This is a genomic window from Flavobacterium fluviatile (assembly GCF_010645065.1).
Lineage (GTDB): Bacteria > Bacteroidota > Bacteroidia > Flavobacteriales > Flavobacteriaceae > Flavobacterium > Flavobacterium fluviatile.
This window is the reverse complement of the sequence record NZ_JAADZW010000010.1, coordinates 40,333-57,619: the sequence shown is the minus strand read 5'-3', so window position 1 is coordinate 57,619 and position 17,287 is coordinate 40,333. Positions and strand designations below refer to the sequence as shown.

7 protein-coding genes are annotated in these 17,287 nt (G+C 36.7%); all 7 read right to left on the bottom strand.

Annotation, left to right across the window (positions count from 1 at the left end):
- Nucleotides 1–26: 26 nt before the first annotated feature.
- The 7 genes from GXM17_RS11975 to GXM17_RS11945 all read right to left on the bottom strand — a co-directional run bounded on the left by GXM17_RS11975 (nucleotide 27) and on the right by GXM17_RS11945 (nucleotide 17,250).
- Nucleotides 27–3,248: a SusC/RagA family TonB-linked outer membrane protein gene (locus GXM17_RS11975; protein WP_163399570.1), complete on the bottom strand. Its 3,222-nt coding sequence runs from the start codon at nucleotides 3,246–3,248 to the stop codon at nucleotides 27–29.
- Between the two features lie 726 nt (nucleotides 3,249–3,974).
- Nucleotides 3,975–4,967, bottom strand: coding sequence for a pectinesterase family protein (locus tag GXM17_RS11970; RefSeq protein ID WP_163399569.1), 993 nt, complete (start codon nucleotides 4,965–4,967; stop codon nucleotides 3,975–3,977).
- Nucleotides 4,968–5,057: 90 nt separating this feature from the next.
- A complete protein-coding gene (locus GXM17_RS11965) occupies nucleotides 5,058–7,076 on the bottom strand; it encodes an aceric acid hydrolase (RefSeq protein ID WP_163399568.1) in 2,019 nt (672 codons plus the stop codon).
- Between the two features lie 148 nt (nucleotides 7,077–7,224).
- Nucleotides 7,225–9,672, bottom strand: coding sequence for a pectate lyase family protein (locus GXM17_RS11960; protein ID WP_163399567.1), 2,448 nt, complete (start codon nucleotides 9,670–9,672; stop codon nucleotides 7,225–7,227).
- Nucleotides 9,673–9,687: 15 nt separating this feature from the next.
- Nucleotides 9,688–12,018: a DUF5703 domain-containing protein gene (locus GXM17_RS11955; RefSeq protein ID WP_163399566.1), complete on the bottom strand. Its 2,331-nt coding sequence runs from the start codon at nucleotides 12,016–12,018 to the stop codon at nucleotides 9,688–9,690.
- A gap of 258 nt (nucleotides 12,019–12,276) precedes the next feature.
- The gene (locus GXM17_RS11950; RefSeq protein WP_163399565.1) at nucleotides 12,277–13,701 is read right to left on the bottom strand and encodes a sialate O-acetylesterase; all 1,425 of its coding nucleotides are present in this window, start codon (nucleotides 13,699–13,701) and stop codon (nucleotides 12,277–12,279) included.
- A gap of 153 nt (nucleotides 13,702–13,854) precedes the next feature.
- Nucleotides 13,855–17,250: a glycosyl hydrolase gene (locus GXM17_RS11945; RefSeq protein WP_163399564.1), complete on the bottom strand. Its 3,396-nt coding sequence runs from the start codon at nucleotides 17,248–17,250 to the stop codon at nucleotides 13,855–13,857.
- Nucleotides 17,251–17,287: the final 37 nt, after the last annotated feature.

Below are 17,287 nucleotides of genomic sequence, written 5' to 3'. Positions count from 1 at the left end.
AATCTTAATTTTTAATAATCATTAAATTAGAATCCTACATTTAATCCCAGAGATAATGTACGCAAAGTTGGATAGTCTAAATAACTACCATTTGGTTCCTGGAAACTGTATGGATTATAAAGGTTAAAAGGATTAAGCGCAACAAAATTCAGTTTACAGCTGCTTAGTTTCATCGCATTCAAAGCTCCTTGTGGCAATGCATAACTAAGCGTAATATTTCTACAAGCTATTCTAAATGAATTAACTTCCCAAAAATCTGAATCTACAGAGTTAATTTCAACATAAGCAGGATTTGGCATGTTACCATTCGGATTTAAGGTTGGATCATAAATATTATTCCAAATAGACACTGTATTGTCTACAATTTGAGGAATCTTAGATTTAAAAGCTTTTCTAGCATCACCGCCAATACTTGAATATCCTCCAAAAGATGCATTTATCACCGTATTGAAACTAAATGATTTGTATGCAAATCGTAAAGTACTTCCTATTCCATAGTGACTATCTGATTTTCTTGCCAATCTCACTTGGTCATTTACGTCAATAATACCATCAGGAGCTGCAAATTGCCCGTTTCCTAAATAGGCCCCTCTTACATCTCTGTAATATAACATACCAGGTCTAAGCTGTGAAGGTGTATATGTTGTGCTTCCGCTTATGTTTTTAACAGCCGTAATTTTGTATTGAGCAACATATTTATCTATATCTTCCTGATTCTTAAACATTCCTATATAATCATAACCCCACACTCCATTATCAGTCGATTCTCCTGGCTTTTTATTCCATGGTTTTAAGATATCTTCATTGTTATAATTTCCTTTGATTGCTTTATTGTCAGCCCATCCAAAACGCATATCAATTCCATAGCTGATATCCTGTCCTATTTTATCATTCCAGCCTACTGCTAATTCAACTCCAAAAGTGTCCATTTTTCCATAATTTTGAGCAGCTACTGTTCCTCCAATTGTAAATGGCACATTCCCTGTTACATTCATTAGCAAATTCGTTCCAATATTATAATACGATTCTGCAGTAAGAGCTAGTCTGTTGTTCAAAAATTTCATATCAACACCAAAATTGGTTTTTACTTCATCACTCCAAGTCGCATCTGGATTTGGAGATGCTTCCATTTTCCATCCATGTGTCATATCTGTATTTCCACCAAAAACGGCTCCTTTACTACCTTGATAACTATATCTTTGTTTCCACAACCAAGCTTTTGTATCATCTTTACCTAACAAACCAATAGAGTATCTAAATTTAAGAAAATCAATTGTAGAAGATTCAAAAAAGTCCTCCTTAGAAACTACCCAACCGATAGATCCTGAGTAAAAATTACCCCAATAGTATTCTGGAGCAAATTTGGTTGATGCATCACTCCTAAATAAAAACTCCGCTAGGTATTTATCACCATAAGCATAATTTATCCTTCCAACATATCCTAATGAGCCACTTTCATTTTTATTAGTTTGGCCATCAATAGCACCATTAGCAGTAGTAAACTGACCATTAGTACCATCTAAAACATTCGATTTCGAAACGCGTTCCTTATTTAAAGTAGCTTCAGATTTTTCAATTCCAAATACTCCACTAATACTGTGTTTTCCAAAAGTACGATCATATGAAACGGTTAAATTTAACTGTTCAGATAATGTAGTTGTATTGTCAAATAATAATATGTCTCCATTATTATATTTCGTAGCTTTTAGCGGAGCATCGGTAATATTATCATTAAAAATATGCTCGTTATCTCCCAGACCTTTAAACTGGTACAAAGTATAACTGGTACCTACCTGTGTTCCCCTAATATTACCCATGTTGCGTGCATAAGATCCTCTTGCCATCAAACCTTTTATAAAAGGAACTTTATACTCTGTATACAAATTTACAGTCATTGTATTTGCAGTATTCTCTATAAGATTATTCAAGCGTTGAATTTCGGGATAATGATAACGTTGATTTCCATCATTATTTCCAGGTAATTCAATTGGCAGACCATTAACATAATTTGGGATGTATGGAATATGAGTTAATAACTCGTTATAATCATTTTCTTCCTTCTCCCCTCCAATTTTGTTAAATGTTTTTTCCTGATCTGAATAAAAGCCTGACAATTGTAATCCAGCCTTCAAGTTTGATGATAATTTCACATCTGCCCCTGCTCTAAAATTCCATTTCTTATAATCTAAAGTACTTAAATTTCCGTTTTGTTGAAAGTAGGAAGCACCAGCAAAATATGTAGCTTTCTCAGAACCTCCACTAACGTTTAAATTATGGCGCATGTTAAAAGATGGCTTCCATTCATCATCTAAATATGTATTTTTCAAAGTTTTGAAATATTCTAATTCATCGTTTGAAAATATATATTCTCTGCCCGTTTGATTATAACCATTAGGTCCATTCATAATATTCACATATTGTGCAAATTCATATGCATTCAACATTTTTGATTGGTAAGTTTTATCATTTGAACCATAAGAACCACTATAAGAAAGTTTAGGATCTCCTTTTGTACCTCTTTTAGTAGTTACCAAGACTACCCCCTGAGCTGAACGAGCTCCATAAATAGCTGCTGCAGCATCTTTAAGAAACGAAATACTTTCTACCTCAGAAGAATCTAAGTTATCAAAAATTGTACTATCATTTAGACCATCTGCACCAATTTGCAAAACACCATCGATAACATATAATGGACTTAAATTCCCGCCATCTTTGGCCAAAGAATAAGGTTGTCTTATTGTTAGATTAGATTTCACTCCGGGTCTTGTCGAACCACCAGAAACTCCTACTCCTAAGACTCTTCCTTGTATAGCAGTTCCTAAATCCCCAACAGGTAAGTCTGTTATTTCACTCATCTTAATAGTCTCTACTGCACCTGTAAGATGGCTTTTCTTTTGGCTTGTATAACCTACAACTACAATATTTTCCAACTGATTTGAATCCTCTTGTAGTTTGGCATCTACTGTTGTACGTCCAGATAAAGGCACCTCAATCTTTCTCATTCCTATAAAAGAAAATACCAATGTTGCTCCTGGCTTCACACTAATTTCATACTTACCGTTGTAATCTGTTGTTACTGTATTCTTTGATGATTTTTCTGTCACGTTTACACCAGGCATTAGACCGCCTAAATTATCTGTAACCGTTCCTGTGACTTTAATTTGACCGCCTGAAGTTTGGGCATAGGTGACCATACTCATTAGCGCAAACAAAATAAAACTACATCTTTTTAAAAGTGCTTGTTTCATAAATTTTTGATTTAGTTAGATTAATAGTTAGGTTAGTTTTAGTATATAAAAAAATGCATTTGAATTTTTAAGAAAAGCTGCAATTTACGGGGCGATTAAATAACTGCAGAAATTTTAAACGTTAAAAATACATTTATTACCTGATTCCAAAAATATAATGATTGAAAACTACAACTGTCCTGTAGTATCCTGCTTGAAAATTATCATCAAAAAAAAACCAATAAAAAAACAATATCTCTAAAAAATTGTAAGGTAAAATAGACTTACGGTAATAAAAGGCATGAAATTTTGAATATAACAAGATACAAATAAAATAAGTAAGAAAAAATGCCTTAAAATAAAGAGATTTAAGAAAATTGATCACAAAAAAAGTAAATACATTGTTTTTATTATCATTAAAAGACTGTAGGAAATCGATTTCTTTTAAATAAAATTCTTACATAAAACAATAAAATTAACAAATAAAAAAAAATAAAAAAAAATAAAAAAAATATATTTGAAGAGGTAAATTCTTATTAATACTACAACCGATTTAGTCCGTTTTTAAGCCAGAATACAATGGGATCTTTTATAATCCCGTACTGACATGACTAAAATTAGGTTATTAAATTACAGAATATTTTCAATCCTAATGCCATGTAACAGACTGAAAATGAGAAATACTTTTTTCTGCGCAAAAGATCTGGAGAAGATGCTTCAAAAATTCATAAAGCAACTTCAACTTATTTACAATTTAGGATTCCAGCCGTTAAGGACTTTCCCTAAACTATACTTTTTAAGATCCGATTTTTTTAATTGATACGACCAGGAAGCTCTTTTTGATAAATCTTTTGCTCCTTCTCCTTTACTTCCTAATTCAGCATAATAAACCGTTTTTTCTTTTTCAGGGAAATTCTTATCCCCTTTCCACGGATTCCAGCCTTCAGGAACTATATGTGAACCCAATTCTGCATTAATAAATACTGTTTTCGCATAAGGTCTCCACGGACGTCCCAGAAAAACCTTATCTACTGTATTGTCTTTTGCGGTAAGTTTGCAATCCACGAATACAAATCCGTATTTATCTTCCTGGGTTGTAGAAGCTGCCGTTACATAAGAATTGCTTAAGCTTTCGATGGTACAATTGTAAAAATAAGCTGTAGCTGCGCCAAAAATAAAATCAGTTGTACCATTGATATAGCAGTTTTCGAAATAATTTCGCGTGCCGCCTTTAGCCAGATACAACGTATCCTGATTTCCTAATATCGAACAATTTTTTACAGAAACCCTGTCGCCTTCGGTATGAAAAGCCACCGCCTGACCTACTTTACCGGCTGCATTTTCTATGGTCAGATTTTCGACAGAACAATCATTTCCCTGAGCGAGCAAAGTATAAGAAGTATAGGTGCTGAATTTTGTATCTCCTGTAACATCAATCCCCCTGAAAGGCTTTCCGGAATAATCATTGTATGAAATAATCGTTTTTTCTCTGTCTGAACCTTTTAAAGTGATATTTCTTTTGAAAGCCGGAATTACAACCTTTTCATTATAAACTCCTGGTTTAATTGTGATTACAACTCGCTTTTCGGCATGATCTCTTACTTTATTGATAGCTTCCTGAATGGTTTTAAAATCTCCTGAACCATCCTGGGCAACGGTTAATTCGAAGCGGTTGTCAGTTGTTTGTGCTGATGATACAGTATAAATTAATGCTAAAAATAAGGTTACAATGTATTTCATAGTTTTTAATTTTTTAAACATATAAGTCATATAAGTTTGAAACTAAACTTATATGACTTATATGTTTTATGAGGGTAAATTTAAATATTCTTAATGCGACAACCAAACAGACATTTCGCCTTTGCCATTATTTCCCCACGCAAAATAAGGAATTAATTTGACAGTATACTCTTTGTTATCTTTTGCTGAAAGCGGTTTGTACAGCTTTTTATCCCACGAAGTATCATTGTTTATTGACGAACTGGCCGTTATGCTTAACAATTGTCTGTCGTGAATTTTGATAAAATCTGTTGTGAATTTAGAATTGACATCCAAAACCACTTCATTGATACTTGTATTCGCAGGAAGCTGATCCGATTCTAAGCAGTAAACAATCGGACCTCTTTTTACAGCAACCTGATTTTTTACTTCTTCAACTAATGGATTCGCCTGCATCAACTCCACCGGCATTGGGATATTCAATTCGATGACATCTCCTTTTTTCCATTTCTGTGCTAATTTTTGATACGAGCCTGAAACTACAGTCTCACTGATATTTTTACCATTAACAGAAATGGTTGTGCCCTGACTCCAGCCCGGAATTCTCAATAAAAAAGCGTAAATATCTTTAGGGGCTTTTACGATTTTGAGCGTAACTTTTCCGTCCCAGGGATAATTGGTCTGTTGTTCGATTTCAATTTTTTCTGCTGAAAGTGTCGTTGAACTCAGGTTATTGCTTCCGTATAAATTCACATACAAACCTTCTTTCGAAAAGTTATAAGCATAATTGCTCACCTCTGCAATGGTTCTGGTTACGTTTGGCGCACAACAGTTTGACAAAGCGATATAGCCTTCACGTTCTTTGCTCCAACGTTGTTTAAAAGGTAAATCTTTAGAAACATTGAGCGGATTATTATAAAAGAATTCCTTTCCCTCCAGACTGATTCCGGACAAAACACTATTATATAATGCCAATTCTACAATATCTGCATATTTGGCATCACCTGTAATCTGAAGCATTCTCCAGTTCCATAATACATTTCCAATATTGGCACAGGTTTCAGTATGAGCTGTAGCATTTGGCAGTTGAAAAGGTCTTCCGTATGCCTGATGAATTTTCTGAACATCAGTTGGATTGTAGGAAGTCCCGTCTGGGGAAACCCCGTCATACAAAGAACCGCAGGCACCTGTGATGTACATTTTTCGATACGTTACATCATCCCAGATTGACTCTAAATTATCCAGTAATTTTTTCTCTCCTGTTTCCGCATATAAATCGGCTACACCAGCATACAAATAGTTCGCTCTAACAGCGTGCCCCATAGCAGTGGTTTGCTGTCTGAACGGAATCCTGTCCTGATTATCGTCGGTTCCGTCCTCAGTAGTTCCTCTGATATCAATTAGATTATTTGCTAACTCCAGGTATTTTGGATTTTTTGTGGTTCGGTACATTTCAACAATTCCCATATAATGTGATGGGCAAATTGCATTTCTTGCCAACTCAGGTGATGCTTTTTTGTAGAAATCGTATAAGAAATCAGCAACACCTTTTGCAATATTCAGAAAATTCGTTTTTCCTGTGGCTCGATAATGAATACAGGCTGCCGTCATCAAATGTCCCATATTGTATTTTTCGAAACCCAGTTGTTTTTTTACTTCTTCAGGGCCTAAAGTCCCCCAGCGTTCATCGATCAAAACCGGTGTATGCAGATAACCGTCTTTGCGCTGTGCTTTCGCGAAAAGCGCAATAGCTTTGTCCATTTCGGCGTCTAGCTTTTTATCTTTAGTCACGGCATAAGTCGCCGCCATTCCTTCAAAAATCTTATAAAAATCCCCGTCATGAAAAGAAGGCCCTTTGAAAGTTCCTTTGCTTATTCCTGCCGCAATTTCGAAGTTTTTGTAAGCATGTGAAACCTCATCGTTGTGATACAAGTCCCACATGTAGGGCAACGTATTTTTGGTTTCTACATCAAATTGTTCTTTCCAGAATCCATTGGTCCATTTTACATCTTGTAAACCGACACTCTGCAATTTAGAATAAGGACTTTCAGAATTGGCAACTAAACCTTTGTTTTGGGCAAAGATTACGGTTGAAAGAAATAAAGACGATATGATGATGTTCTTTTTCATTTGATATTTTTTTTATCTGCTAAATCTGTTAAATCTGCGAGAGGTTAATTTTTTTCTCGCAGATTTAGCAGATTTTGCGGATTATTTTTTTGCTTTTAAATTGAAATCTAAGCTGATTTCTTAAATCAAATCTGCGTGAAACCTTCTCCTATTTCACAAAGAAATTAATCGTTCTGCTCATTGTATCTCCGTCTGCATCTTTGACTGTCAACACAAAAGATGCTAATCTTGGTTCAATAGGCGTAAACTGAACTTCTTTTCCTTTTAAGATTACTCTTCCGTTTGTAAGGTCTGAAAAGGTAAATACCGGACTTGCTTCATATCCTTTAAAGTAATCCGAAGCATTTAAAACTGTTTTGTCTCCAGATTTTACAAAGAAATGCGGCTGTGCCATCCAGTTTAAATAATTATCCAATTGTGTAAATCCGTCTTCGTCTAAATCAGCATTCGCATCTGAAAAATCCCCTGCTTTTGAATTTTCATTTAATCCAAAAGCTTTTTCCCACCAGTCCGGCAATCCATCATGATCGGTATCCCAGTCTGCAGGTCGGGTTTCTGAAGCAAACTCAGGCCATCCACCCGCATCTGATTCGTTATCTATCATTCCGCCTAAACCGCTTTTGCTCCCTTTATAGGTAAAAGTACCTTTTAAAGTTTCCTCGATAATGCGTTTATCGTGTTTATCAAAAAAAGGCTGATTGGCACCAACATCTGAAAGTACATTTTTATACGCTCCATTTGCAGATTGTGTATTTACATAAGAATCGAAGAAAGGCTTGTCAACGAAAGTTTCGTATTCTACTTTCTCGTTGTTGCTAATAGTTGCTTTTCTTCCTTTCTCCTGAGATTTCTCATCGAAATAACCCGGCATTACATTTCCGTCAAAGAAATAACGCTGCATTCCTTTTCCAACTCCTTCATGCTGTGCATTAAGTGCTACGAAAATTCCTGTTGAAGCCCCTGGTTTATAGTAATTATTCACAAAATTCACTTCATTCGCTCCACCATCAGTAGTTCTTTTTCCCCAGTTATAAACGACATTGTTTCTAATATCTACTCTGCCAGTATAAAATCCGTCTCCGCTTAAACCACCTCCAATACTCCAGTTTCTTCCATAGTTATGTGCTAATAAATTGTGATGAAAACTTCCGATATCACCTCCAATCGTCGCTGCGTAACCGTGCATTTTTCCGGCTTCATATTTATCGTGTCCTGCTACATTTAAAGCTTCTGAAATTAAAGTTCTCTGTAATGAAATATGGTGCGCTCCGCGTGAACTGAATGATTCATCAATGGTCCAGCTGATTGAACAGTGATCAATAATACTGAAATTTGCACCCGTTAATCCCATTCCGTCATAAGTAGTTCCGCCCCCGATTCTCACTTTTAAAAAGCGGATAACGCCATCATCTCCGGTCAAACCAATTGGTGCACGGCTAATCGTAATTCCTTCTCCCGGAGCGGTCTGTCCTGCAATAGTGATGTAAGGCTGATTGACTACTAACCTTGATTTCAACTGAATGTTACCGGAAACATTAAATACAATAGTTCTCGGTCCGATTTGCTGATTAATGGCGTCACGTAAACTTCCAGGACCGTCATCGTTTAAATTTGTTACTTCAACTACTTTTCCGCCACGTCCTCCAACTGCATAACGTCCGTAACCTTCTGCCCCGGGGAAAGCGAGTTGAGCCGGTTTGAATGACCAGACGTTTCCTAAAGTAATATTTCCTTTAGCATCTATTTCATCAACACGCCAATAATACGTTGAACCGCTGTATAAATCAGAAACTGAAAATGTTCTGTCCGTTAGTTTCCCTTTGAATTCTTTTGAAGATTCGGTGGCATTGGCAACAGCATTTTTATCTTCTCCAAAAAACAATTTATGCGCCACCGCATTTTTTGAAGCATCCCATTCCAGTAAAACCTTTTTGTCAGTTGTCACAACGTGTTCGTCTGCATTTTCCGGTTTTGGAGAACGTGCCTGATTCATTAAGTTGGGCGTATCCAGTTCAAAACCATTAATCACAATCTGCTTTACAACATCCGGATTGGCTGCCGGATCAATTTCAAAACGAATAACAACTTCTTTCGATTTTACTGCATTAAAAGTAATGTAAGCCATTGATGCCTCTGCTTTTGAATTAGCTCTTTGGCTGGCATTGATTGTTTCTGCTAATTTTCCGTTTACAAAGATTTTTATTGGCGAAAAAGTTTTTCCGGTAATAACGTCAAAAGCATTATGAAAGGTTAAAAGCGTATGTTTTCCCGGCTTTAATCCGCTGATTCTCATTTCCAGATTTTCAGCTGTAACTAATCCGTCTGCTCCTAATTTATTGTAAAACGGAGCGCTCATTCCGACTTTATACCATTTTGAAGTGAAATTTCCTTTTAACTTAATCGTTACACCATTAAAAGTCTTTTGGTCTTCTTTATTTTCATTTACCACCCATGAATCATATCCGGGCGCATGAACTTCTTCCAGTTTTCGCTGAAAAAAATCAAAATCGACTTTAACAATTTGCTTATTCTGTGCCTGCACATTTGCTGACAAAAGCATTGCCAAAACAGCAGTGCTTACTAATTTTTTAATCATTTTAATTGGTACTAGTTAGTTTAATTTTTTCTTTTCTTCAATTGAAATCCCTAACAGATTTATAATGTCTTTTTCTCTTTCAGGAGGAACTACTTTTATGATTTTCGTAATTCCGTTTTGAACCTCAGCTTCTATAATTGTATTTTGGGATGCGTGCAGTTTAAAATGTACATTCCAGTCTATTGGCCAGGCAGGAAAAAGATAAATTTTTCCGTCAGCTTCCTGCAAAAGCATTTCCTGCATACCAATCATTCCGGATCCGCCCCAGTTATGGTCGGGAACCCAGTCAAAGCCCGGTCCCCAGAATGCCGGAAAACGTCGTTCTGAATTGGCCATTTTCAACGTATTGTATTTTGCTGCTTCTTCGGTTAAACCTAATCGTGCAGAAAATATATTGTCTTGTTTCCAGCCCACATGGCTTCTGAATTTTAAAGCATCCGGATCGTATTTCCATGTATTCAAAGCCGTTTCCAGGTCAGGTTTTCCAACACCGTAAATTCCCCAGGGATACACCGGATACAATTGGGGCACTTCGGTATTATTGATTCGTTCCCAGGTTTTAGCAGGAGCCAGTATTTGATGACCTTCAACAGTCCTGAAATTCAAAGGCGGAATTCTGGTTTGAAACGCTTTTAAATATTCGGTATCTTCTTTTGACAGTTGATTTTCGGAAAGGTTTAAAAGATTTTCTGTAATTACGGTCAAAGCCGAAATCGTACTATTCGCATTATTCGACATTTTATACGTTTCCGCACCCGAACCAGGAAAAAGAATTAATTTTCCGTTTCCGTCTAAAGCTTTTCGCCCTCTTTGTTTTGCTAAATATTGATAATGTTCATCAAAAAAACGCAGACAGCTTATGATAAACGGATTGTATTTTTGAATATCCTCATTAGCATATTCTTTCTGCTGTAACATCATTTTACAGAATTCCAAAACCGTGTCCCATTCATATTCCAGCCAGGCATTGTACTCCATTCCCGGGTCGTAATCTGCGGGACGTTTCCATTCGTATTCTGCCGGATTTGGTAATCCGAAATTTTCTAATTGCTCTGTAAAAGAAGCTCCGTTGTGATTCCAATACACTTTCGAACGCAATTCGGCATTTTTTTGCAAACTCAAATAATAATCCAGTTGCGATTTCATCATATCAAAATCACCACTTTTTACCATCGGAAAATAAACCAATCTTTGATTTTGAGCCGTCATTGTTCCTCCTCCCCAATTTCTGAAATCGGGAGTAAAATTCAGGTCTTTGTTCGTGTGAACGGGATCAAATGTAAAAAGTCCGCCATTGAATTTGGTTGGATATTTTCCGAATGCATTACATCCGAGCATGTATCTAAATAATTGATAATTCTGTCCGATTTGATAAACCGAATCTTTCTCAATCGATTGATTTTTTTGTGTAAAAATAAAACTGCGGTTCCAGAAATTATTCCACCATTTTATCGTGTTTTTTTCGGCTTGTTTTGCTGTGTTTTTATTTGACGTAATTAGTCTTTGTAATCCATTATTCCACGCTGAAAAATCAGACTGGCTAGTGTTTAGATAAATTTCTACAGACTGTTTTCTGGAAGGCTTTATACTCGTTAAATTAAAACCTTTAAAATCTGTATCCTGATATTTTCCAAGATATGTCCCATCAGGCTTTAAGTTATCACCTTTCATGAATCCGCCGAAAGTTAAATTGGCAATCGTGTTCATCATATGGTCTTTCACCGATTCCATTTTCTGCTGTTTTACCGCAACATCAAAAACGGTTTGTTCACGGTTTCTGTGATAGAATTTAAGACCGTTATTTTCAAAAGCAATCGAATCTTTAAAATTGACAATATCCCCCTGAGGAGCCCATTTATACGAATTCGCATTGTTTTCTTTTCCTTTTGAAATACGGTTCTGATGACGCCAGCTTTCATAAGAAGCCGTCATTTTCAACGGATTTTTGCTCTCTAAATCAACATGGATTATCGGTTTAAAAACATCCACCCAAAGTTTGATTTTTGTATCATTTTGTTCAACCAAAACATAACCGTCTTTTAGTTTTAATTCCTGACGAAAACCATCCTTTCCCTCAAACGGATTTGGTGCTAAAGTGATTTTTACCCTGCCTAATTTCAGTAAGGTATTGTGTTCGTCAAAAGTTCCGCTTTTCGAAAAATAGAAATACAAATCACCATTCTCAACCCAGACATTCATACCAATATCACCGCCTCCCAAAGGCATGGATTCCGATGAATTGTTACTTTGCGTAGTCCAGATTTGGTTGTAAGTATCAAGTACAGGAATTTGCGCTTTAAGGAAAAGCGTGGTGAAGAAAAGTATAAATAGTATATTATTTTTCATTTGTTATGCTCTCCTGCAAGGTTTTCAAAACCTTGTAGGTATTTATTTTTTAATTTCCTCTCGCTGATTCCGCAGATTTTGCAGATTCAATTTTATCTCTAAAATCTGCCAAATCTGCGAGAATTATTATTAAAATTCTTTAAATCAAATCTTTGTCTATTATGTGTGATTTCTCCTTCATCGAAATAAAAAAAACATTAAAATCATAATTCAATCACACCTACAAGGTTTTGAAAACCTTGCAGGAGCTCACGTGTATTACCACTCATCCGTTCTAAACGAAGAAACCGGTAATCCGCCACCGCTAAACAATTCTGCTTTGGCAAAGTCTTTCCACAAATAGCGTACCGCAATTGGTTTCGCTACCTTATCTGAATTCAGTACCACTGATTTTCTTCTAACAACCGTTTTAGCCGGATAAAAAACTTTGTCTTCTCCCGCAATTTCAAAACCGGTTACTTCTTTTTCAAAAGTCATGATTCCGTTTTCTACATTATCAAAAGAAACGGTAACCGAACCATCTTTAATTTCCATCGACTTGTATTTCGGACTTTCATATTCAAAGCCTTCCAAACCGTAAGTTTTCGCCAATGCCCAAAAAGCCAACCGGTTTCCGCCTTTTTCTTTGTCCATTGGATGAATGTTATTTTCTTCGCCCACATCCATCAAAACTGCCATTCCAGCGTTCGGAATCGCTGTTGAAGCCTTCAACTGCGCCTCTCTCAAATAAGCCGAATTGTATTTTTCGACATAATCGTTCGGGTGAAATTGTTTGTAATTAAAAGGTGCAATTTGGCAGTAATAAAATGGAAAATCACCTTGTTTCCACAACGTTCTCCAACTGCTCACCATTTTTTGAGACAAGGCCGAATATTCCGAAGCTCTTTCGTAATTCGATTCGCCCTGGTACCAAATACAGCCTTTGATGCCGTAACCAATTACTGGCGACAACATTCCGTTAAATAATGTCGTAGCCACACGATTTGGATCTTTAGCTAAATCTTCTTTTTTAGTTGGAATTTTAGCACTTGCAAATTCCTTTAGCATTTCCTGATTCATCCAGGCTTCCATGCTTGAACCGCCATACGAAACCACAATCATTCCCACAGGAACTTGTAAAACATCGTTTAACAGCGAACCAAAATACCAGGCCGTAGCACTAAAATTAGATGTTGATTTTGGCGAAGCTACTTCCCATTTGCCTTCAAAATCTTCTTTAGGTTCTAGAACGGTCGCTCTCGGAACGGTAATCAAACGGATATTGTTATTGCTTGAACGAACAATAGTTTCGTTTCCATTTTTTACTGGCTGTCCCTGAAAACCTTTCAACGGCATTTCCATATTCGATTGCCCGGAACATAGCCAAACTTCACCAATCAACACGTTTTTGATAACTACTTTGTCCTTACCTTCTACAACTTCGATCGAATAAGGACCACCAAAAGCTGGCGTTTTCAATTCGGTTTTCCACTTTCCGGAAGCATCGGCTTTTGTTTTGTAAACTATAGAATTCCATGATGTTTTGATCGTGACGTTTGCATTCTTGTCTGCCCAGCCCCAAATTGGTGCGTTTGATTTTTGCTGCAGCATCATGTTGTCTGTGAACAATGCCGGAAGTTTGACTTTTGCATTGATTTGAAGGCTTGCGAAAATTGTTAATAATACAATAATTGATTTTTTCATTTTCATTATTTTTCAATTGCCTCCAGCTTCAGCTGGAGATTATAAAATTTTCCTTGATCTTGGGCTTTAGCCAAAAAAACTAACCATTTGGCTAAAGCCTCATCTCTATTCCTTAATTTTCATCCAGCTAAAGTTGGACGCTATTCATTTTATTTATTTCTCTTTCAAAATTGTAACTGGCCCTAACAATCCTGCTTTCAACAAGGGTTTTCCCTCCAATCGATAGCGCGCCAAAGTCCAGGTAAGTCGCTCTTTTTCGGGTAATTTTTGGTCGCCCATCAAACGATTTGCCCAGGTGTTTGTCACTTTAATTTCGATGGTATTATTTCCTTTTTTTAAAGCAGATGTTATTTGTGTTTGATACGGAAATGTCCAAATCGTACCACAATCTATACCATTAATTTTAACTTCGGCGATGTTGGCAATTTCTCCTAAATCAATCCAAACTCTTTCGCCTTTTTTCCCTTTCCATTTGAATGCTGACGTGTAAACCGCAGTTCCCGAATAATACTTGATAGCTTCATTTTCTGAAGTTGACCAATCGAATAATTTTGTGATTTTCTGAATTTCTTTCGGACCTTTGAAAGTTTCGTCAAATTGCAAATTCCAGTTTTCATCTAAAGTTTGAACGATTTCAAATTCGTTCCAATTTTTAGTTTTTTGCCCTATTTTCGAATTTATATCTTCTTTAAAAATCACAAAACCGGATTCGTTAGCATCTAACTGAATCGGAATTACAGTTCTTCCCTTTTCGATTACAAAATCCGTTAAAACGGTGCTTTCATCCGTCACGGGATTGTACCAAAAAGGCATTTTATTTGTGATTCTAAACGAAATTTTCACCGTTCGGTTTTCTTCTTTTTGATTCGAAATAAAATACAAATCTTCGGTTTCTGATTTTCGGTGTGTCCACGCAAAAGTCTCTACTTCTTTTCTGCTCAAATCCGGAAAAAGCACATCAGGCTGGATTCCAATTTCGGTAAAATCATTTCCTAAATACGGTAATTTTATAACCGTTCCTTGACCAATTTTCCATTTTGATTCGTTTGAAGTAATCCAAATTGCATCAATAACTTTTTGCCATTTTGCCTTCAATTCTCCTGATTTATTACCAAGCATTATTTCGGGTTTTTCACCCACCAAAACCGTTGCACCGTTCTGAATCAATTCCAGTATTTTTTCGGCTGTTGCCAAAGTCATCACTTTGTTTGGTGCTAATTTATGAACGCCCGGAAACAACAAAGCACCGTACTGAATTCCGTTTTCAAAAGTGACTTTTCCGTTTACTATTTTGGCTTTATTCAACAAAACATCAGCATTAAATGAATCATATTGGTAGCCATTTAGCGGATTAATCCATTGCGATAAATCGGTTACATTTTTGGAATAAGTGACTTCTTTCGGCATATTTGTGCTCGGCTGTCCTTCATTTTCCAAACGGATTTTCTCGCTTTCCAATCGTGCTGCCCCAAAAACATTCGGAATAAAAGGCACTAATCTATCCGGAACAAACGAACGCGAAGGCAAATCTTCACCAATGAAAACCGCCAAATCAACCACGGGATTTCCTTTTTGCAATTGCAATTGTACGCGTTGGCAATAATCAAAAAATGCTCTTCCGGGTTTCCACCAGGTTTGATCTCTTTGGAAAAAAGTTCCGATATCATCTAAAGTCATTCCCGGTTTTCTGTCCGTCCACGGATTATGCACAAAAACGTGGTAAAACAAACGGTTGATTCCCAAAGCATAATTGCGGTCAGCAACTGTTTTTAAATTTCCCGGATGTTCGTCCCAATCCATTCGCAAAGCCGTAAATGCCTCTGCCTGTATGATATTTTTTCCGTAAATATTACCACCAGAAATAGCATCAACCATATCAAAAGGTTTGTCGTGCGTTGGACTTTTTAGCCAATATTCTCCTCCCGGATAATCCACATATTTAAAATGCAACAAAGCATCACTCATTATCGTAGGCGCTACATTTTCAGAACTGAATTTTACATTTGCTTTTTTGGCTATATCGGCAACCGTTCCGTAGAAATTCTCCGCAACCAATTCGGAAATGGTTTTCCGAACATCGTACAAAACGTTTTCTGAAAACTGTACATTTTCAATCGGAATTCCGGCCATTACGGGTAAATAATCAACAATATCGTAATTCCTTCTTTTTTGAAATTCACTTCTAAAAACATCCGACCAATTCTGACTTCCACATTCCCAACTGTCTAAATGTAAAATTTTCAACACTTTCGAAGCCACCTCCGGTCCCGCTGTTCTTTCAGCTTCTCCAAACCAATGATCGAGTTGAAAACGTATGTGTTCGGGATTGAATTTATCCACTTCCAAACCTTTTCCGGCTCCGCCAGTTGCGTTTTCGTGTCCGGTAGAAGTATGCCCCATTCGCAGTATTTTCCAGTTTCCTTTAGGCGCTTTCCAAGTTAATTTTCCGTCGGCATCAACAAATTTTGAAATATTGACGATTGCCTTTTTGGAAGCTACATCCGCATCGGGAATTTCAGCCTTAGTTGTAAACGGACTCAAACGCCAAATAGCTCCAGATTTACCTTCATAATTTCCAATCGTAGCCAGACTCGAAAGCGTGATTTTGCTCAATTTTAAACTCGATTGTTTCCATTTGGCAAAATCCAAATCTTCTGCTCCAGGTTCGGTACCTTTTAAATCCAACACAAAACGGAAGTATTTTGCTGTAATCGGTTTTAAACTAAAAGTGGTTCCATAATCGGTATTTTGCCAGCCTTGACGCGGTGGTTGCAATCGCTGATGAAAAGTGAAATTTTTTCCGTCATTACTGGTTTCGATAATCATTCGCTGTGCCTGAAAATCCAAACCTTTGGTTTCAACTGTAATCGTTCGGCATAAAAAAGGCTTACTAAATTCATATAAAATCCAGCCTTTTTCACTGATTTTAAGATTTCCATCTTTCTTAGAATCGGCTAAAAAAGAAGCTTCTTCGTTATTGGAAGTCGTTACTTTAGGCAATAAAACATTCGAATTTTGTTCGAAACCTTTAATCGGAATCGCAAAAGTAGCAATGTCTTTATAGTAGTCTTTATAATGCTCTGGAGTAGGTAAATGTAAAGAAACTGCTTTCCCTCCGATTATTTCTTTGGAAGACCAAACCACTTTTTGCATCGACATTTCAGGCGTAATCCAAGGTCCTCCAGCCACGGCAAAACCATCGGCCGCGTGAAAAGCCAGTTTTAATCCCAATCGATCGGCTTCGATAAAAGCCCATTTGATCATATCCCAAAACTCGGGAGACAATTGCAATACGGGTGGCGAAATCAACGGCGGATCTGCCGGACCTTTAATCGTCATCAAATAAGCACCTGCCAATCCTGCCTGCTTCATGGCTTCTAAATCGGCGGTAATTCCCGCTTTGGAGTAGGCCGATTTCATCCAATACCAATACACCCAGGATTTTGAGGATTCGAGTGTGGGTTGAAAGTTTTCTTTCACACTAACTTCTTGTGCGGAAATTATTCCCACAAAAAGTATGATGAAAAAGAAGTTTATTTTTTTAAACATTATTATTCATTTTTAATCTGCTTGATCTGCTAAATCT

Bases quoted from the DNA above. Each gene is read 5' to 3' on its own strand.
- GXM17_RS11960 (WP_163399567.1), bottom strand. From the start codon at position 9,672: ATGATTAAAAAATTAGTAAGCACTGCTGTTTTGGCAATGCTTTTGTCA.
- GXM17_RS11955 (WP_163399566.1), bottom strand. From the start codon at position 12,018: ATGAAAAATAATATACTATTTATACTTTTCTTCACCACGCTTTTCCTT.
- GXM17_RS11970 (WP_163399569.1), bottom strand. From the start codon at position 4,967: ATGAAATACATTGTAACCTTATTTTTAGCATTAATTTATACTGTATCA.
- GXM17_RS11965 (WP_163399568.1), bottom strand. From the start codon at position 7,076: ATGAAAAAGAACATCATCATATCGTCTTTATTTCTTTCAACCGTAATC.
- GXM17_RS11975 (WP_163399570.1), bottom strand. From the start codon at position 3,248: ATGAAACAAGCACTTTTAAAAAGATGTAGTTTTATTTTGTTTGCGCTA.
- GXM17_RS11950 (WP_163399565.1), bottom strand. From the start codon at position 13,701: ATGAAAAAATCAATTATTGTATTATTAACAATTTTCGCAAGCCTTCAA.
- GXM17_RS11945 (WP_163399564.1), bottom strand. From the start codon at position 17,250: ATGTTTAAAAAAATAAACTTCTTTTTCATCATACTTTTTGTGGGAATA.